The organism is Phenylobacterium sp. (genome assembly GCF_036821595.1).
GTDB lineage: Bacteria > Pseudomonadota > Alphaproteobacteria > Caulobacterales > Caulobacteraceae > Phenylobacterium.
This window is the reverse complement of sequence record NZ_DAISJG010000006.1, coordinates 1-16,933: the sequence shown is the minus strand read 5'-3', so window position 1 is coordinate 16,933 and position 16,933 is coordinate 1. Positions and strand designations below refer to the sequence as shown.

Annotated in this window: 15 protein-coding genes; 5 read left to right on the top strand and 10 right to left on the bottom strand. The window is 71.6% G+C overall.

All coding sequences use genetic code 11. From position 1 onward, the window contains the following. Positions 1 to 64: 64 nt before the first annotated feature. Positions 65 to 1,420 carry an amidohydrolase family protein gene (locus V7Z97_RS04910; RefSeq protein ID WP_334161822.1) on the bottom strand — a complete coding sequence of 452 codons (1,356 nt, stop codon included), beginning with the start codon at positions 1,418 to 1,420 and terminating at the stop codon, positions 65 to 67. A 363-nt stretch (positions 1,421 to 1,783) separates the two neighbouring features. On the opposite strand from V7Z97_RS04910, the gene V7Z97_RS04905 reads away from it, so the two are divergent. Next, positions 1,784 to 2,971 carry a CaiB/BaiF CoA transferase family protein gene (locus tag V7Z97_RS04905; RefSeq protein ID WP_334161821.1) on the top strand — a complete coding sequence of 396 codons (1,188 nt, stop codon included), beginning with the start codon at positions 1,784 to 1,786 and terminating at the stop codon, positions 2,969 to 2,971. Beyond that, the gene (locus tag V7Z97_RS04900; protein WP_334161820.1) at positions 2,968 to 3,744 is read left to right on the top strand and encodes an enoyl-CoA hydratase/isomerase family protein; all 777 of its coding nucleotides are present in this window, start codon (positions 2,968 to 2,970) and stop codon (positions 3,742 to 3,744) included. Before V7Z97_RS04905 ends, V7Z97_RS04900 begins: the two co-directional genes overlap by 4 nt. 13 nt (positions 3,745 to 3,757) lie before the next feature. Here V7Z97_RS04900 and V7Z97_RS04895 read toward each other — a convergent pair whose 3' ends face one another. From V7Z97_RS04895 to V7Z97_RS04875, 5 genes are all read right to left on the bottom strand, one after another. After that, complete coding sequence (locus V7Z97_RS04895; protein WP_334161819.1) at positions 3,758 to 4,438, bottom strand: GntR family transcriptional regulator; 681 nt, start codon at positions 4,436 to 4,438, stop codon at positions 3,758 to 3,760. A gap of 345 nt (positions 4,439 to 4,783) precedes the next feature. Further along, positions 4,784 to 6,253 carry an NAD-dependent succinate-semialdehyde dehydrogenase gene (locus tag V7Z97_RS04890; RefSeq protein WP_334161818.1) on the bottom strand — a complete coding sequence of 490 codons (1,470 nt, stop codon included), beginning with the start codon at positions 6,251 to 6,253 and terminating at the stop codon, positions 4,784 to 4,786. Between the two features lie 13 nt (positions 6,254 to 6,266). Further along, positions 6,267 to 7,502 carry an iron-containing alcohol dehydrogenase gene (locus V7Z97_RS04885; RefSeq protein WP_334161817.1) on the bottom strand — a complete coding sequence of 412 codons (1,236 nt, stop codon included), beginning with the start codon at positions 7,500 to 7,502 and terminating at the stop codon, positions 6,267 to 6,269. Beyond that, complete coding sequence (locus tag V7Z97_RS04880; protein ID WP_334161815.1) at positions 7,499 to 8,527, bottom strand: Ldh family oxidoreductase; 1,029 nt, start codon at positions 8,525 to 8,527, stop codon at positions 7,499 to 7,501. Before V7Z97_RS04880 ends, V7Z97_RS04885 begins: the two co-directional genes overlap by 4 nt. Positions 8,528 to 8,596: 69 nt before the next feature. After that, entirely contained in the window at positions 8,597 to 9,658 is a 1,062-nt protein-coding gene (locus tag V7Z97_RS04875; RefSeq protein WP_334161813.1) for an AbrB family transcriptional regulator, read from the bottom strand. A 241-nt stretch (positions 9,659 to 9,899) separates the two neighbouring features. On the opposite strand from V7Z97_RS04875, the gene V7Z97_RS04870 reads away from it, so the two are divergent. Genes V7Z97_RS04870 through V7Z97_RS04860 form a run of 3 tightly spaced genes read left to right on the top strand, consistent with a single transcriptional unit; the run spans position 9,900 to position 11,894 of the window. Further along, positions 9,900 to 10,331 (top strand): hypothetical protein, encoded by a 432-nt coding sequence (locus V7Z97_RS04870; protein WP_334161811.1) that lies wholly within the window; start codon positions 9,900 to 9,902, stop codon positions 10,329 to 10,331. A gap of 1 nt (position 10,332) precedes the next feature. After that, entirely contained in the window at positions 10,333 to 11,130 is a 798-nt protein-coding gene (locus tag V7Z97_RS04865; protein WP_334161809.1) for a response regulator transcription factor, read from the top strand. Beyond that, positions 11,127 to 11,894 carry an SGNH/GDSL hydrolase family protein gene (locus V7Z97_RS04860; RefSeq protein WP_334161807.1) on the top strand — a complete coding sequence of 256 codons (768 nt, stop codon included), beginning with the start codon at positions 11,127 to 11,129 and terminating at the stop codon, positions 11,892 to 11,894. The genes V7Z97_RS04865 and V7Z97_RS04860 overlap by 4 nt, the downstream gene beginning before the upstream one ends. A 6-nt stretch (positions 11,895 to 11,900) precedes the next feature. Here the strand turns inward: V7Z97_RS04860 and V7Z97_RS04855 are convergent, their stop codons facing one another. The 4 genes from V7Z97_RS04855 to V7Z97_RS04840 all read right to left on the bottom strand — a co-directional run bounded on the left by V7Z97_RS04855 (position 11,901) and on the right by V7Z97_RS04840 (position 16,888). Then, on the bottom strand, positions 11,901 to 13,280 hold the full coding sequence (locus tag V7Z97_RS04855) for a sugar porter family MFS transporter (RefSeq protein WP_442958011.1): 1,380 nt from the start codon (positions 13,278 to 13,280) through the stop codon (positions 11,901 to 11,903). A gap of 188 nt (positions 13,281 to 13,468) precedes the next feature. Further along, positions 13,469 to 15,250, bottom strand: coding sequence for an IlvD/Edd family dehydratase (locus V7Z97_RS04850; protein ID WP_334161805.1), 1,782 nt, complete (start codon positions 15,248 to 15,250; stop codon positions 13,469 to 13,471). Further along, positions 15,243 to 16,115 carry an SMP-30/gluconolactonase/LRE family protein gene (locus tag V7Z97_RS04845; protein WP_334161804.1) on the bottom strand — a complete coding sequence of 291 codons (873 nt, stop codon included), beginning with the start codon at positions 16,113 to 16,115 and terminating at the stop codon, positions 15,243 to 15,245. The genes V7Z97_RS04850 and V7Z97_RS04845 overlap by 8 nt, the downstream gene beginning before the upstream one ends. Next, positions 16,112 to 16,888: an SDR family NAD(P)-dependent oxidoreductase gene (locus tag V7Z97_RS04840; protein ID WP_334161802.1), complete on the bottom strand. Its 777-nt coding sequence runs from the start codon at positions 16,886 to 16,888 to the stop codon at positions 16,112 to 16,114. The genes V7Z97_RS04845 and V7Z97_RS04840 overlap by 4 nt, the downstream gene beginning before the upstream one ends. Between the last annotated feature and the right edge of the window lie 45 nt (positions 16,889 to 16,933).

Sequence of the window (16,933 nt, the reverse complement as noted above, 5' to 3'; positions counted from 1 at the left end):
CGACGTTTCCTCGACTGTCACTTGTTCGGGATGTGGCGGGCCTTCTGGCGCGGCCCTGCGTTTACTAGGGGCGGACCGGGGGGACCGGACGGCCGGCGACGTAGACGGCCTCGATCCTGCGGCTGTTCCTGATATCGGCGAGCGGGTCGGCGCCCAGCACCACGAGGTCCGCCCACTTCCCCGCCTCCAGGGTGCCGAGATCCCCGGCGCCGAGGAACTCGGCGGCCACGCCCGTGGCGGTGCGGATCGCCTCCGCCGGCGTCGCGCCGGATTCCACCATCAGCGCCAGCTCCCAGTGCGAGAAGTAGCCGGCGAAACGCCCGGGAGGCCCAGAGTCGGTGCCGAAGCCGTACTTCACGCCGGCGTCGGACAGGCGCTTCAGGTTGGCCTTCGCCGTCTCGAGGAAGCGCGGGTAGTCGTGGAAGTGGGGCCCCGAGGCGACGGTTTTCTGGCGCTCCGGACTCCTGAGCTGCGCGAGGGCTGCGGGCGACACGGCGGCGGCGAAGAAGGGGTCGTTCAGGATCGGCGACGGCGGCACGCCGTAGGCGAACATCGAGGCCTCGCGCGACAGGGTCTCGGCGAGCTGCCAGGTTCCCCGCCGCTTCATGTCGTCGATCAGCGCCTGGTCCACGGCCTGGTCGCGGACGCTGTGCACCAGTCCGTCCACGCCCTGGCCCACCACCCGCTTGGCGTCTTCCAGGTAGAAGATGTGCGCCAGGACCTTCAGGCCACGCTTGTGGGCCTGGTCGATCACCGCGGCGGAGACCTCCGGCGGCATCTTCGGCATGGTCCCGAGCTCGTCGTCGAGCCAGAGCTTGATGAGGTCGACCCCCTTGTCGGCCTGGACGTCCACGGCGCGGCGGGCCTCGTCGGGCGTGGCCACCTGCTGGTTCAGGCCCGGCACGCCGCCGTAGCCGCCCTTGAACACCACGCCCTGCCCGGCGGTGTAGACCCGCGCCATCGACGGCCGCCCGGTCGCGCGCTGCTCGGCGCGCAGCGGGAAGATGGCGTCGCCCTCGGTGCCCATGGCCAGCACCGTCGTCACGCCGTAGGCCGCGTACTGCTTCAGGTCCTTCTCGACGTTGGCGCGGGTGAAGTTGCGGTAGTCCTGGGTGAGGTCGACCACGTTGCCCACGTGCACGTGAAGGTCGATCAGGCCGGGCATCACATACTTGCCGCGAAGGTCGACGGTCCTGGCGCCAGCGGGCGCCTTCACCTGGGCCGAGGGCCCGACCCAGTCGATGCGGCCGTTCTCACCGATCACCAGGGCCGAGTCGGGCTGGGCCGCCCGGCCGGAGCCGTCGATCAGGGTGAAGTTCCGGAGCACCGTGGCGCCCTGCGCCAGCGCGGGCCCCGCGGCCAGGGCGCCTGTCGCGAGGATCGCGGCGGCGAAGGTGTGGCGAAGCTTACCCAGGATCATCTCTAAAGAACCTCCAGCACTGGCTCTGCGGCGCGGCGTCAGGACGGAGGGAGGCCCGCCACGCGGGCGCCGGACGGCTCCGCGGACGCTGACGGCGAGCGGTGCTCGATCCGTCGGCTGGGCGCCTCCCTTTATGTCTTGTCTTCGCGCCTCGGCTTTCCGGAAGCGTTGCATACAAGCGAAACCCACACAAGCAGAGGCAGCGGGTCCTGCCGGACCGGGCAGCTGAGGATCATTCGCGGACGGAGCTTGCGGCGAGGGGGCGCAGGCAAATGCGCTTGACCCGCTGCGCGTCTTGTATACACGTTTTGCTCAATCTACAGACGGGCCGCGCCCGAGCGCCCGCCAGGAGGAAAGCGTCGAATGCCGCCGTTGACCGGAATCCGCGTACTGGACGTCTCCCAGGTCATGGCAGGCCCCTTCTGCTGCATGCTGCTGGGCGACCTCGGCGCCGACGTGATCAAGATCGAGCCGCCGGGCGTGGGTGATTCGACCCGCCGCTCGATGGGTTTCCGGCTGAAGGGCGAGGACAGCCCGGGGTTCCTGGCGCTCAACCGCAACAAGCGCAGCATCGCGCTCGACCTGAAGGACCCCGCCGACCGCGAGGTGCTGAACGCGCTCGTGAAGACCGCCGACGTGCTGGTCGAGAACGGCCGGCCGGGCGTCGCCGCGCGCCTCGGGATGAGCTGGGAGCAGGTGAGCGCGATCAACCCGCGGCTGATCTACGCCTCGATCTCCGGCTTCGGCCAGACCGGTCCCTGGGCGCTGCGGCCAGGCTTCGACCTGATCGCCCAGGCGATGTCCGGCGTGATCAGCGCCACCGGCCACCCCGACGGCGAGCCGGTGAAGAGCGACATTCCCGTGGGCGACCTGGGCGCCGGCATGTTCGCCGCCTACGCAATCCTGGGCGCGCTGTACGGACGCGAGAAGACCGGCGAGGGCCAGTTCATCGACGCCTCCCTGTTCGAGGCGGCGCTGGGCCTGTCGGTGTGGGCCACGACCGAGCTCTGGGGCACCGGCAAGTCGCCGAAGCCGCTGGGCACCGCCAACCGGATGTCCGCCCCCTACCAGGCGGTGAAGGCGTCCGACGGCTACTTCGTCTTCGGCGCCGCGAACCAGAAGCTGTGGCTCGCCTTCCTGGAGGTGGTCGGGCGCCAGGAGCTGGCCGACGACCCGCGGTTCAGGGAGAACAGCGACCGGGTGGCCAACAACGCCGCCCTGATCGAGCTGCTGAAGCCCACCTTCCTTACACGGACGGTCGACGAATGGGTGGAGGCGATGCTGGCGGGCGGCGTCCCGGCGGGACAGATCTACGACTACGAGCAGGCGCTCGCGAGCGAGCACGTGAAGGCCCGCAACATGGTGATGGACATCGCCCATCCCGTGGAGGGGACGTTCAAGTCGCTGGGCTTCCCGGTGAAGCTCACCGGCACGCCGCAGGAGGTGCGCCATCCGCCGCCGCTACTCGGCGAGCATGGCGCGGAGATCCGCAAGGAGCTGGCCGACCTGGGGCTGCTCCCGGTCGGGCCGCCGCAGGTCGCCGGGTCATGAGCGAAGGCAGGCTGGTCTACGAGAAGGTCGGGGCGGTCGGGAGGATCACCTTTGACAATCCGGGCGCCTTGAATGCCCTTACCGCCCGGATGTGGAGCGACCTCGGCCGGGTGTGCCGCGAGGTGGCGCAGGACCGCAGCGTGCGCGTCGTCACCCTCCGGGGCGCCGGCGGCAAGGCCTTCCTATCCGGGACGGACATCACCGGCTTCCTGAGCTTCACCTCCGGCCAGGACGGTCTGGCCTACGAAGCGCGCATGGACGAGTACATCGGTACGGTGGAGGCCCTGCCCCAGCCGGTCGTCGCGGTGGTCGAGGGCTGGGCGGTGGGCGGCGGCGTGGCCCTGTCCTGCGCCGCCGACATCCGCATCGCCACGCCAAGCGCGAAGTTCGGCTCGCCGCTCGGCCGCACCATCGGCAACTGCCTGTCGGCCAAGGGCTACGCCCGCCTTGTCGGCCATGTGGGCGTCGCCCAGGCCAAGCGCATGCTGCTGCTGGGGGAGATGGTCACCGCCCAGGAGATGATGGGCCTGGGCCTGCTGCACTCCATCGTGGAGCCCGAAGGCCTCGACGCGGCCGTGGACGCGATGTGCGAGAAGCTGGCCGGCATGGCCCCCGTGTCGCTGAAGGCCAGCAAGGAGGCCATGCGCCGGCTGACCTACCGTGCCCTGCCGGACATGAGCGACCTCATCGAGGAGGTCTACGGCAGCGAGGACTTCCGGAACGGGGTCCGCAATTTCACCGAGAAGAAGAAGCCGGAGTGGAAGGGCGTCTGAGCGACGCTCCGACCTAGTCCGCCTCGGCCGGAGCCGCCGCCTGCGGCGGGGCGCCGGCCGACGTCAGCGCCCGCACGCGCACCCGGCTCTTGGTCTGGGAGATGCGCTCGATCACCCCTTGGGCGAAGTGGTCCTGCATCAGTGAGCTGAGCAGCGGGCCGTCGCGGGCGGCGAGCGCGGCGAAGATCTTGCGGTGCTCCTCGAGCGCTATGGCCCAGCGGTGCCGGTCCAGGGTGTTCACCGAGCGCACGCGCTCGGCGCGCGGGACGATCATGCGCCAGGCGAGGATCAGGGAGCTATTGCGCGAGGATTCCACCATCAGCTCGTGGATCGCCCGGTTGGCGCGGATGTATTCCGCCCGGTCGTGGTTGCGGAAATGGAGCTCCATCTCCTCCTGCAGCTCGCGCAGGCGGTCGAGCTGTTCCGGCGTCATCCGCTGCGCCGCCTGCTGGGCGGCGAGCGCCTCCAGGGTGCCCAGCACCGAGAAGACATCGATGGATTCACTCTCGTTGAGCTCGGCCACCACGACGCTGCGGTTCGGCAGGAGCTCGACCAGGCCTTCGGCCGCCAGGGTGCGGAAGGCCTCGCGCACCGGCGTGCGCGACATGCCCAGCCGCTCGCTGATCGCCACCTCGCGCAGCCGCTCGCCCGGTTCCAGCTCGCCCGACAGGATCATCTCCCGAAGCAGGCTCACGGCGTCCTTGTGGCGCCAGCCCTTCTGCTGTCGCGTCGGAGGTTGCTTCCGGTCCTGCGCAACCGGAGCGGGTTCCACCTCGGGAACTGCGGCTCGTTTTTGACTCATCGGACGCAGTATCCCGGAGCGGGCGTCCGGCCACAAGCCTTGTCGGAGAAGATGAATACAACTGCGACAGGTTCGCAGAACCCCGCTTTGACTAGCCTTCTAAGTAATCGCGCCCAGGTTGCCGCCCACTCGCGTCGCACCAGCTCTTGCGCGCAAGCTCGGCCGTCGGCCGCCTCCCCGCCCACCAGCCCACGGGCGGGACGGCCAGCACCGCCTCGCCCGTGGGCCGGGGCCTCGTCACCAGTTGGTGGCGATGTACTTGGCCTCAAGGAACTCCAGGATGCCGTGGTGGGCGCCCTCGCGGCCGAGACCGCTCTGCTTCACGCCGCCGAACGGCGCGGCGGGGTCCGAGGCGATGCCGCGGTTCAGCCCGATCATCCCCGCCTCGACCTTCTCGGAGACCCGCAGGCCCCGCGCGAGATCGCGGGTGTAGACATAGGCAATGAGGCCGTACTCGGTGTCGTTGGCCGCGGCGATCGCCTCCTCCTCGGTCTCGAAGCGCACGACCGGGGCCACCGGGCCGAAGATCTCCTCGTTCATGATCCGGGCGTCCGCCGGCACGCCGGCCAGCACGGTCGGTGGGTAGAAGTAGCCGTCCTGGTCGAGCGGCTTGCCGCCCACCTTCACCTCGGCGCCCTGGCCGACCGCGTCCTGCACCAGGGCGTCGATCTTCTTGAGCGCCGCGGGCGTGATCACCGGCCCGCACTGGGTGGCTTCGTCATAGCCCGGGCCGACCTTCATGGCGCCCATCCGCCTGGCGAAGCCCTCCACGAAACGCTCGAAGATGCCCGACTGGACGTAGAAGCGGTTGGCCGCCGTGCAGGCCTCGCCCCCGTTGCGCATTTTGGCCAGCATGGCGCCGTCCAGCGCCGCGTCGAGGTCGGCGTCGTCGAAGACGATGAAGGGCGCGTTGCCGCCCAGCTCCATGGAGCAGCTCAGCACCGTGTCGGCGGCGCCGCGCAGCAGGATCCGGCCGACGTTCGTCGAGCCGGTGAAGGACAGCTTGCGCACCCGCGGGTCGGCCATCATCGCCGAGACCACCTCGCCGGGCGTGGAGGTGGTGACGACGTTGACGACGCCCTTGGGCACGCCCGCCTCCTCCAGCAGGGCCGCCATGGCGAAGGCGGTGAGCGGGGTCTCGGCCGCCGGCTTCAGCACGCAGGTGCAGCCGGCGGCGAGCGCGGGCGCGATCTTCCGCGTAGCCATGGCCGCGGGGAAGTTCCAGGGCGTGATCAGCACCGCCACCCCGATCGGCTGGTACTGCACCACGATCCGGTTCGCGCCGCTGGGGGCCATGGTGATGTCGCCGATGATCCGCACGGCCTCCTCGGAGAACCAGCGGAAGAACTCGGCGGCATAGGCCACCTCGCCGCGGGCGTCGGGCAGGGCCTTGCCGTTCTCGAGCGAGATCAGCTGGGCGAACTCCTCGGCCCGGCCGGTCATCAGCTCGAACGCCTTGCGCAGCACCTCGGCCCGCCTGCGCGGCGGGGTGGCGGCCCAGTCGGCGGCGGCGGCCGCGGCTGCGTCCACGGCGGCCCTGGCGTCCTCCACCGCGCCGTCGGCGACGGTGGCGATCAGCTTGCCGGTAGAGGGGTCGACCACGTCGATGCGCTCGGCGCGCCGGCCCGGCAGCCACTGGCCGCCGATGTAGAGATCGGTCTTCAGGGACGCGGCCGGCTCGGCGACCTTCTGGGAAGCGACGGACACTTGGATTTCCTTCCTAGGCGGGGAGCTTGCGCAGGTCGGCGCGGGCGCCGGTCTGGGCGGCGTGCAGGATGTGGCCCATAGCGGCGACATCGAGGGCGCGGGGGTTGTTCTTCACCAGGCGGGCGGCGCCCATGGCCTGATCGGCGGCCCAGTCGAGCTGGTCGTCGGCAAGGCCGAGGTCGCGGATGGTGCGGGGGATGCCCACGCGGATGAACAGGTCCTCCACCGCGTCGATCGCGGCGATGGCCCGGGCGTCGTCGTCCTCGCCGGTGCGCGGCAGGCCCATGGCGTCGGCGATCTGCACCAGCTCGGGCACGCAGCTCGGCCGGTTGTACTCCATGACGTAAGGCAGCAGGCAGGCGACGCCGAGGCCGTGGGCGGTGTGGGTGAGCGCGCCCACCGGATACTGCAGGGCGTGGGCCGCGGCGGTGCCGGCGACGCCGAAGGCGAGGCCCGCCAGCATGGAGGCCCACATCATGTTCTCGCGGGCCTTCATGTCGGAGCCGTTCTTCACCGCCGTCTCCAGGTTCGCCGAGATCTTGGCGATGGCCTGCAGGGCGTACATGTCGCTGAAGGCGTTCTTGCCCAGGAAGACGTGGCTGTAGCTGAGGTCCGACGAGGGCTCGCGCCGCGCGGCCATGAAGGCCTCCACCGCATGGGTCATGGCGTCGGAGCCGGAAGCCGCGGTCAGCCCCGGCGGGCAGGTCATGGTCAGCTCGGGGTCGCAGAGCGCCACCAGCGGGATCAGCTCGGGGCTGGCGATGCCGACCTTCAAGGTCTTCTCCGGATCGGCGACGACGGCCACGGGGGTGACTTCCGAGCCGGTGCCGGCCGTGGTGGGCACAGCGATCACCGGCAGGACCCGGCCCGGGACCTTGAACTCGCCGTAGTAGTCGTGCGGCTCGCCGCCGTGGGCGAGCAGGACGGCCACCACCTTGGTCAGGTCCATGCAGCTGCCGCCGCCCAGCCCGACCAGCAGGTCGGGTCCGAAGGCGCGGGCGATCTCCATGCACTCGGCCACCGAACTCATCGGCACCTCGGGCAGGGTGCGGTCGTAGACCTGGCTGGCGACGCCGGCGGCGGCGAGGGAGTCGACCAGGTCGCGCAGCGCCGGGTCCTGGCCCATCCGCTCGTCCGTGCAGATCAGCGCGCGGTTGCCGTAGGCGCGGGCGTACGTGCCGATGGCGTGGCGCTGGCCGGGGCCGACGGCGATGTGGCGCGGCGGGCGCGTGGCGGCGAACAAGGTCATGGGATGGTTTCCTCCTTGGCGGCCCTGGCGGCCAGGGCCTGCAGTTCAGTCCAGACGTCGTCGGCCACCGGCAGGCCCTCCCTCGCACGGGCGGCCCGCGTCGCGCGCGCCCGGTCCCCGGGGACCCGGACGGCCTCGAAACCCTCGGCCGGCGGCATGCGGCGGATCGCGTCGAGGTAGGCGGCGAGCGCCTGCCCCTGGCCGGCCGCGCCGGGGTCGATGAGGATGAAGAGATCGCCCTTGTTGCAGGCGATGGCGTCGTCGAGCGTGCCGGTCACCTCGCGGCCGAGGGCGGAGCCGGTGAGCGCCGCCACCAGCAGCTCCACCGCCAGCCCGAGCGCATACCCCTTAGGGCCGCCGAACGGCGCGATCGCGCCGGCCTTGGCCCGCTCGGCGTCGGTGGTGGGCGCGCCTTCGGCGTCGAGCGCCCAGCCGGGCTCCAGCGGCAGGCCGCGGTGGGCGTGGTCGTGGATCCTGCCCATGGAGACCACGCCGGTGGCGGTGTCCATGACGAAGGCCCCTTCGGCGGTCGGCACGCCGATGGCGATGGGGTTGGTGCCGATCATCGCCGTCCGGGCGCCCCAGGGATGCACCAGCGCCTCGCTGGTGGTCAGGGCGATGGCGGCCAGCCCCGCATCGGCCGCCCGCTCGACGTACCAGGCCAGCATCCCCAGATGGTTGCTGTTGGCGATCGCCGCGACGGAGACGCCGGTCTCCCGCGCCCGCGCGACGGCGGCGTCCAGCGCGCGCGCGGCCACGACGGGTCCCAGGCCCCGTTCGCCGTCCACCGCCAGGAAGGCCGGGCCGCGCCAGGCGTGCCGGCCGGCCGCCGCGGGATCGATCACCCCGTTGGCGATCCGGCGCGCCAGCCTCGGCAGCCGCAGCAGCCCGTGGGACGGGGTTCCGCGCAGCTCGCCCTCCAGCAGCACCTCGGCCTGCAGGCGGGCGTGCGCCTCGGGAACGCCGGCGGCGCGGAGCGCCGTCAGCGCCGTGTTCCGGGCGTCGGCCAGGGAGACCAGCGGCATGCAAAACCCAATAGGATACCGGCCTCCGTCCTGCGCCGCCGAGATGCAGGAGTCAACCTTGCATACAATTCACGTCCGCGTGCGCCAATGGTTGGCGAGCACCGGCAGGAGCCCGAGCAGCAGCAGGGTGCGCGCCAGGTGGTGGGCGGCCACATAGGCCGGGTTGGCGTTCAGGCTGAGCGAGACAGCGACCATCATCTCCATGCTGCCCGGCGCGAAGGCCATCAGGCCGGCGGCCGCGCCGACGCCCGAGAGCCAGCCCGCCAGCGCCCCCACCGGGGCGCTCACCAGGGCCATGACCGCGAGGCTCGCCAGGCTGGCCGGCGTCAGGGCCAGGAGGTCTCGGGGGCGGATGCCGGCGAACCGCGAGCCGATCAAAGCGCCGAGCGCCGCGGCCGCGACGGTGAACACCGTCGGCGGCAGTCGGGTGTCCACCACGGCCGTCGCGTGCAGGACCGCGCTGCCCAGCAAGGCCCCCAGGAACACCGGCACGGGCCAGCCCAGCCGCCGCGCGAGCCCGGCGCCGGCGGCGGCGGCGGCCAGAACCGCCGGCCAGCCCAGCGCTGCAGGCAGCAGGGGCGAAATCGCCGGGTCGGAAGGCGCCACATGGCCGAAGCTGAGGGCCAGCGGGGCCATGGCCACCAGGGTCGATATCCGCAGGGTCTGGGCCACCGCCACAGGAACCACCCTCGCTCCCTCCGCTTCGGCGAGGATCATGGTGGCGCTGAGCGCCCCCGGGGAGGTGGCGAAGAAGGCGGTGGGGGCGTCGGCGCCCGACAGGCGGCGGAAGACGAGGAAGCTCAGGGCCCAGGCGCCCAGAGTGGCGAGGACGAGGGCGGCGATGGACAGCGGCCAGACCGCAGCGGCCCCGAGCGCCGCCGGCGTGACGCTCGCGCCCGCGCCCAGGCCGGTGACGAAGAACAGCAGGTCGCGCAGCGGCGCGGGCCAGCCCAGGCGGCGGCCGGCCAGCGACGCGACGGCGGTGGCGAGCAGGGCTCCCAGGATCGCGCCCGCCGGAACGCCCATGGTCAGAAACAACGCCGCGCCGACCCCGCCGACCGCCGCCGTCTCGGCGAGTCGTCCGACCTCGGCGGCCAGCGCCGGCCGCGATGTGAGCCGCCTGATCAGCACGCCCGCCCCCGCACGAAGGGCCTAGGGCCCACCGTTGCATACATCAGCCGCCGCCGCAGGCAAGCGCCGGACAAAAAGGCGGCCAGCCGCGCAGGCGCGGCCGGCCGAGGAAGAAACGGGAGGAACAGAACCTTCCAGTGCCGGAAGGCCGGAACCGACGGCGGTGTAGCATCGCGTACGATTCTTGTATACATATTTGTACTGCCGCCGGATCACGGAAGAGCCAAAGGGAGGAAGAACGATGCGCCACCGTCGAACGGAGCTGATTCGCGCCGAGGCCCTGGCCGAGGCGATCGCCCGCACGCCCATGACCCACCACGTGCTGTGGATCGGCCGCGAGGCCACCGGCCAGCGCGGGTCGCTCAGGGCGCGGGCCTTCGACTGCCTGCACGAGGTGGGCGTGCCCGTGAGCCTCCGCGTCCTGCTGCAGCGGGCCGCCCAGTTGCCCGACGGCACCGGCCTCGACCCGGACGCGGTGCGCAGCGCCATCCGCCTGCATCAGGGCGCCAAGCCCGCCGTGGTCTTCCTCCTTGAGCGGCGCCCCTCGGGCGAGTTCGTGGCGGTGACCGACATTCCCTTCGCCGGCAGTTGCGGCCGGCGGATCGTGGCCGGCCAGGTGGTCGTCGACCGCGGCGGGCGGTTCGGCCTCGACCTCTTCGCCGACGCCGCCTGAGATGGGTTTCGCCGCGCCCTCGTCCGGCGCCGTCGCCCGGCCGCCGCGGCTGCTCGTCGTCCCGCCGGGCCTCTGGCCGGACGGTCCGCGGATCGTGCAGTACCTCGCCGGCTGCGGCTTCGCCGTGGAGACCGCCGCGGCCCGCGACCTCGGCCTGCGCGCGGCCGCCTTCGACCTCGTCGTCCTCTCGGCCCGCGACGCGCTCGCCGGAGCCGGGGACCAGGGGATTACCGCCCGCCCGACCCCGCCGCTGGTGGCCCTGTTTCACCCCGGCGACGAGGACCTGGGCCTCCAGGCCCTGGAGGCCGGCGCCGCCGACGCCGTGGCGCTGGCGGCCCGCCGCGAGCTGCTGGCCCGCGTCCGCGCCATCCTGCGGCGCAATCGCCCGTCGCTGCGCCCGCCGGTCCGCGCCTACGAGTTCGGGGGCGCCCGGTTCGACCTCGCGCTCGCCGGCCTGACCGGCCCGCTCGGCCGGCGTGTCCCGCTCTCCGCCAAGGAGGTGCTGATGCTCCGGGCCTTCCTGGAGCGGCCGGGCGCCGTACTGTCCCGGCAGGAGCTGATCGACCTCTGCATGGGCCGCGAGGCCGACGTCTACGACCGCGCCGTCGACTGCCTGGTCAGCCGGTTGCGGCGCAAGCTGGTCGCGGTCCTGGGCCACGATCCGATCCAGACCCGCCGGGCCGCCGGCTACAGCTTCGCCGCCCAGGTACGGGCCGTCCGCGGGCCGGACGAGCCCTTGGCCCCGCTTTCCGCCGACCGGGTCCTGGCCGGCCTCGCCCACACCGGAGGAGCCCGATGAAGACCTCGACCGCAGCCCTCGCCGCCTGGTTCGCCCTCGCCGCCGCGGCCGCCGCCCAGCCCGCCGCCGCGCCGTCCGCGCCGACCACGCCGGTGGGGATCGTCGCCGACCCCTGCGTCGGGCGCACGCCGCAGACCGACTGGGCCAACCTCTGCCGCTACCGCGCGGACAATGCCGCCACGCCGCCGCCGCGATCCGACCAGCCGCGTGTCGTGTTCATGGGCGATTCCATCACCGAGGGATGGCGCCGGTTCGACCCGGACTTCTTCGAGGCCAACGGCTATCTGGGCCGCGGCATCAGCGGCCAGACCACGCCGCAGATGCTGGTGCGCTTCCAGCCCGACGTGATCGCCCTGAAGCCCCGCGTGGCGCACCTCATGGCCGCCACCAACGACATCGCCGGCAACACCGGCCCCACGACCTTGCAGGCTGTCCAGGACAACATCGTGGCCATGACCACGCTGGCGCGGGCGAACGGCGTGCGGATGGTGCTGGCGGCCGTGCCGCCGGCGGCGGACTTCCCCTGGCGCAAGGGCATGGAGCCGGCGCCGAAGATCGCCGAGCTGAACGCCTGGCTGAAAGCCTACGCGGCGCGCGAGGGGCTGGTGTTCGTGGACTATGGCGAGGTGCTCGGCGACGCCGCCGGGGCGATGAGGCCCGAGTTCAGCCGCGACGGCGTGCATCCCAATCCGGCCGGCTATGCGGCCATGCAGCCGCTGGCCCGCAGGGCGATCGCCGAGGCCCTGGCCGGGCCCCGGCGCTAGGCGGCGTCAGCCGACCATGTCCTCCAGCTCGCGGCCGCGGGTCTCCTTGACCATGGCCCGCACGAACAGGAACGAGACGGCCGCGCTGAGCGCGTAGAAGCCGTAGGTGATCGGCAGTCCGAGCGAGGCGGCGAGCGCCGGGAAGCTGACGCTGATCGCGAAGTTGGCGGTCCACTGGGCGAAGCCGGCGACCGCCAGGCCCGAGCCGCGGATCTGGTTGGGGAACATCTCGCCCAGCATGACCCACATCACCGGGCCCCAGCTGAGGTTGAAGAAGATCACATAGAGGTTCGCCGAGATCAGGGCCGTGAGCCCGGCCCCGTCGGAGAGCTGCACCGCCCCGTCCACCATGCTGGCGGTCGAGAAGACCATCGCCATGATGGCAAGGGTCACGGCCATCCCCGCCGAGCCGATGAGCAGCAGCGGCTTGCGGCCGATGCGGTCGATCAGGCCGATGGCGCCCAGGCAGGCGACGATCGAGAGCGAGCCGGAGAGGATGTTGATCTTCAGGGCGTCGTCCTCGGAGAAGCCCACGGACTGCCAGAGAACCGCGCCGTAGTAGAAGACGACGTTGATGCCCACGAGCTGCTGGAAGACGGCCAGGCCGATCCCGGTCCAGACGATGGGACGCAGCTTGCCGCTCGCCTTGTCCACCAGGTCCGACAGCTTCGGGCGGTGGTGGTCGGCGGCGAGGCTGGCGCGGATCTCCTCCACCTTGCGGCGGGCCTCCGCGGGGCCGAACAGGCGGGTAAGGACGCCCTCGGCCTCGGCGTCGCGGCCCTTCACCACCAGATAGCGCGGGCTTTCGGGGATCAGCAGCAGGGTGAGCAGGAAGACGCCGGCCGGGATCACCTGCATCCAGAACATCCAGCGCCAGGCCGGATAGCCCAGCCAGAACTCGCTGGTGGAGCCGCCCGCCGTGGCGGCCAGGATGTAGTTGGCCACGAACGCGCCCGTCAGGCCGGTGATGATCATGATCTGCTGGATGCTGGAGAGCCGGCCGCGCATGCTCGCCGGTGTCACCTCGGAGATGTAGACGGGCGACAGCACGCTGGCCGCGCCGACGCCCAGGCCGCCGATGAAGCGGGCGACGATGAACACGGCCGAGGAGTCCGCCGCGCCGGTGCCGAGCGCCGAGAGGATGAACAGCACGGCCGAGATCATCATCACCGTGCGCCGGCCGATCTGGTCGGCCAGGCGGCCAGCGATGAAGGCGCCCACGGCGCAGCCCACCAGGATGGCGCCGACGTTGAAGCCGGTGCCCAGCTTGGAGAGGTTGAAGGTGCTCTCCAGCCCCTCCTGGGTGCCGTTGATGACCCCGCTGTCATAGCCGAACATGAAGCCGCCGATGGTCGCCACGGCGACGATGGCGGCGATGAACGCCATGTTGACGCGGGCGGCCTCGCCGCTCAGCCCGGCGGCCGCCGGGGGATTGCCTGTGGTGGACACTTGGACGTCTCCCTGGGCGGGCCTCGGCCCGCGTTTCCTCGTGATGCCCGGCGGTTCTCTGTGGCCGCCAGCTTGCCTACAGCCTTATTGATAGCGCTATCATGGTCAAGCCCCCCGGCTTGCCGTCAGTGGTTGTGGCGCGGGTTGCGGGCGGAGATCCCACGATACTTCACGGCCATCTCCAACACTGCGCCGTCGGCGAGCTGACCGGTCTTCTCGCGGTAGAGCTCCTCCCACGGCGTGTGGCTCTCCGGGACCGGCGGCGGAGCCTCGGCCCTGCGCCGCGCGATCTCGGCGTCATCCACGAGCGCGTCGCAGCGGCCGGCGGACAGGTCGATGCGGATCACGTCGCCGGTGCGCAGCCAGGAGAGCCCGCCGCCCGCCGCGCTCTCCGGCGAGGCGTTGAGGATCGAGGGGCTGTCGGAGGTGCCCGACTGGCGCCCGTCACCGAGCGTCGGCAGGCTCATGATCCCCTTCTGAATCAGGGCGTCCGGCGGCTGCATGTTGACCACCTCGGCGGAGCCCGGCCAGCCCAGCGGCCCCGAGCCGCGGATCACGAGTATGGTCCGCGCGTCGACGCCCAGCGCGGGGTCGTTGATCCGGTGGTGGTAGTCGTCAGAGCCGTCGAAGACCACGCAGCGGCCCTCGAACACGCCCTCCCGGCCCGGCTCGCTCAGGTAGCGGGCGCGGAAGTCCTCGCTGATCACGCTGGTCTTCATGATCGCGAAGTCGAACAGGTTGCCCTTCAGCACCAGGAAACCGGCGCGGTCCTTCAGCGGCGCGGCCCAGGGGGTGATCACCTCGCGGTCGGAGGCCTGTCGGCCTTCGACGTTCTCCGCGAGCGTCCGGCCGGTCACAGTCAGGCACCCGCCGTCCAGCTTGCCGGCCTGCAGCAGCTCCCAGAGCACCGCGGGCACGCCGCCGGCCCGGTGGAACCGCTCTCCCAGGTACTTGCCCGCCGGCTGCATGTTGACCAGCAGGGGGATGTCGTAGCCGTGGACCATCCAGTCCTCGTCGGAGACCTCGACGCCGGCGTGCCGGGCCATGGCCACGATGTGCGGCTGGGCGTTGGACGAGCCGCCGATGGCGCTCACCGTGCGGATGGCGTTCAGGAAGCTGGCCCGCGTCAGGATCCTCGACGGCCGCAGGTCCTCGTAGGCCATCTCCACGATCCGCCGGCCGGTCTCGTAGGCCATCTGGCCGCGCTCGCGGTAGGGCGCGGGGATCGCCGCGCAGCCGGGCAGCGACAGGCCCAGCGCCTCGGCGACGGCGTTCATGGTCGAGGCCGTGCCCATGGTGTTGCAGTGGCCGGCGGAGGGGGCGGAGTCCGCCGCGCGCTTGAGGAACTCCTCCTCGTCGATCTCGCCGGCCGCGAGCTTGCGGCGCGAGCGCCAGATCACCGTGCCCGAGCCCACCAGCTCACCCTCGTGCCAGCCGTCCAGCATCGGCCCGCCGGAGAGCACGATGGCCGGGATGTCGACGGTGGAGGCCGCCATGATCCCGCTGGGGGTGGTCTTGTCACAGCCGGTGGTCAGCACCACGGCGTCGATCGGATAGCCGTAGAGGATCTCGGTCAGTCCGAGGTAGGCGAGGTTGCGGTCCAGGGCCGCGGTCGGCCGGCGGCAGTTCTCGAAGATCGGATGGACCGGGAACTCCATCGGGATGCCGCCGGCGTCGCGGATGCCGTCGCGCACCCGCCGCGCCAGGTCCAGGTGGATGCGGTTGCAGGGCGACAGGTCGGACCCGGTCTGGGCTATGCCGACGACCGGCCGCCCGCTCCTGAGTTCCTCGGGCGTGATCCCGTAGTTCATGAACCGCTCCAAGTAGAGGGCGGTCATGTCGCTGCGCTCTTCGTTGGCGAACCAGTCGCGCGAGCGGAAGGGCCGGACGGGGGTGCGCTCAGACATTGCGCATTTCGTTCTGCGGCAGGCCGGGTACGTCAACCTGGAAGCTGAACAGGCCGCCGGCCCGCGGCTGCGCCTCCCGCTCGGCCTTCGACAGGCCCTTCCAGGCGGTGGTGGCGTAGACGGTCTTCAGGTCGTCGCCGCCGAAGGCCAGTTTGGTGATGTTGGCGACCGGGAACTCCACCCTCTCCAGGAGCTCCCCCGCCGGCGAGTAGCGGCGCACGTGGCCGCCGGCGAAGAGGCCGGTCCAGACGCAGCCCTCGGCGTCCACCGCCGGCCCGTCCGGATAGCCCTGGTCGATCTGGGCGAACACCCGCTTGCCGCTGATCTCGCCGCCGGCGGAGACGTCGAAGGCGTAGATCACCTTCTTGAGCGTGTCGGTGTGGTAGAGCGTCCGCCCGTCGGGACTCGCCGCCGGTCCGTTGGTGATGCAGTAGCCGTCGTCGCAGCGCACCGGGCGGTGGCCATCCAGCCGATAGAGCGCGCCCGTCAGGTTCGTCTCGCCGTCGTGCATCGAGCCGAACCAGAGCCGGCCCTGGGGGTCCACGAAGCCGTCGTTCAGCCGATTGTCGAGGCCGGGGTCCTCCACCGTCGCCAGCAGGTCGAAGCGGCCGCTCTTCGGGTCGAAGCGGTGCAGGCCGGTCTTCAGGCCGGCGATCCAGCCGCCGCCGGCGACCGGGGCGATGAACCCCGGCTGGGCCGGCGCCGCCCAGCTCCAGGCCGCGCCGGTGGCCGGCTCGTAGCGGTGAATGCGCAGGCCCTTGATGTCCACGAACCAGAGCGCATCGTCGTCGGCCCGCCAGACCGGTCCCTCGCCGAGCTCGGCGTCGGCGGAGAAGACGCAGTCCGGCTCGGAGATCGCGCTCATCGCCAGCCTGCGTCGATCCAGTACTCGTGGCCGGTGCAGAAGCGGGCGTCGTCGGAGGCCAGGAACAGCACCAGGGCCGCCACGTCGCGGGGCTCTATGCGTCCCTTCAGGCACTGCTGCGAGACGATCTCGGCCTCGCCTTCCGGCGTGTACCACTTCATTTGCCGGGGGGTCTTCACATTGCCCGGCGCGACGCAGCTGACGCGGATGCCGTCGGGTCCAAGCTCCCGGGCCAGAGCCCGCGTCATGCCCTCGATGCCTGCCTTGGCGGTCTCGTAGAGCACCAGGTCGGGCAACCCGAGGTGCCAGGAGATCGAGCCGAAGTTGATGATCACCCCGCCGCCGGCCTTCTTCATCTCCGGCACGACGGCCTTGGTGCAGAACAGCATGTGGCGGAGGTTCACCGCCATGCGGTCCTCGAAGTATTCCGGCGTCACCTCGTCGAGGGTGTGGCGGTCGTCGTTGCCGGCGTTGTTCACCAGCACCTGGACGGGCCCGATCGTCTCGAAGCAGGCGGCGATCGCCTTGGCGTCCTTCAGGTCGCAGTGGTGAAAGACCGGCCGGATCGGTGAGACGTCCAGCGCCCTCACCAGGGCCTCGGACTCCCCCCTCAGCACGTCGAGGAAATGCACCTCGGCGCCCTGGCCGGCGAAGGCCTGCACGAGGCCCGCCCCGATGCCCGAGGCGCCGCCGGTGATGACCACCCGCTTGCCCCTCAGGCTCGGATAGACCGCGCCCTGCCCTGCGGCGACAACGTCCACGTTCACGCCCATGAGTAGGCCGTCTTGGTCTGGGTGTAGAATTCGACGGCGGCGAAG

What these genes read in the sequence shown, in the direction of transcription:
- V7Z97_RS04880 (WP_334161815.1), bottom strand. Translation starts at nt 8,527, where the DNA reads ATGCCGCTGGTCTCCCTGGCCGACGCCCGGAACACGGCGCTGACGGCG.
- V7Z97_RS04905 (WP_334161821.1), top strand. Translation starts at nt 1,784, where the DNA reads ATGCCGCCGTTGACCGGAATCCGCGTACTGGACGTCTCCCAGGTCATG.
- V7Z97_RS04910 (WP_334161822.1), bottom strand. Translation starts at nt 1,420, where the DNA reads ATGATCCTGGGTAAGCTTCGCCACACCTTCGCCGCCGCGATCCTCGCG.
- V7Z97_RS04850 (WP_334161805.1), bottom strand. Translation starts at nt 15,250, where the DNA reads ATGTCTGAGCGCACCCCCGTCCGGCCCTTCCGCTCGCGCGACTGGTTC.
- V7Z97_RS04845 (WP_334161804.1), bottom strand. Translation starts at nt 16,115, where the DNA reads ATGAGCGCGATCTCCGAGCCGGACTGCGTCTTCTCCGCCGACGCCGAG.
- V7Z97_RS04865 (WP_334161809.1), top strand. Translation starts at nt 10,333, where the DNA reads ATGGGTTTCGCCGCGCCCTCGTCCGGCGCCGTCGCCCGGCCGCCGCGG.
- V7Z97_RS04840 (WP_334161802.1), bottom strand. Translation starts at nt 16,888, where the DNA reads ATGGGCGTGAACGTGGACGTTGTCGCCGCAGGGCAGGGCGCGGTCTAT.
- V7Z97_RS04860 (WP_334161807.1), top strand. Translation starts at nt 11,127, where the DNA reads ATGAAGACCTCGACCGCAGCCCTCGCCGCCTGGTTCGCCCTCGCCGCC.
- V7Z97_RS04870 (WP_334161811.1), top strand. Translation starts at nt 9,900, where the DNA reads ATGCGCCACCGTCGAACGGAGCTGATTCGCGCCGAGGCCCTGGCCGAG.
- V7Z97_RS04900 (WP_334161820.1), top strand. Translation starts at nt 2,968, where the DNA reads ATGAGCGAAGGCAGGCTGGTCTACGAGAAGGTCGGGGCGGTCGGGAGG.
- V7Z97_RS04885 (WP_334161817.1), bottom strand. Translation starts at nt 7,502, where the DNA reads ATGACCTTGTTCGCCGCCACGCGCCCGCCGCGCCACATCGCCGTCGGC.
- V7Z97_RS04855 (WP_442958011.1), bottom strand. Translation starts at nt 13,280, where the DNA reads ATGGCGTTCATCGCCGCCATCGTCGCCGTGGCGACCATCGGCGGCTTC.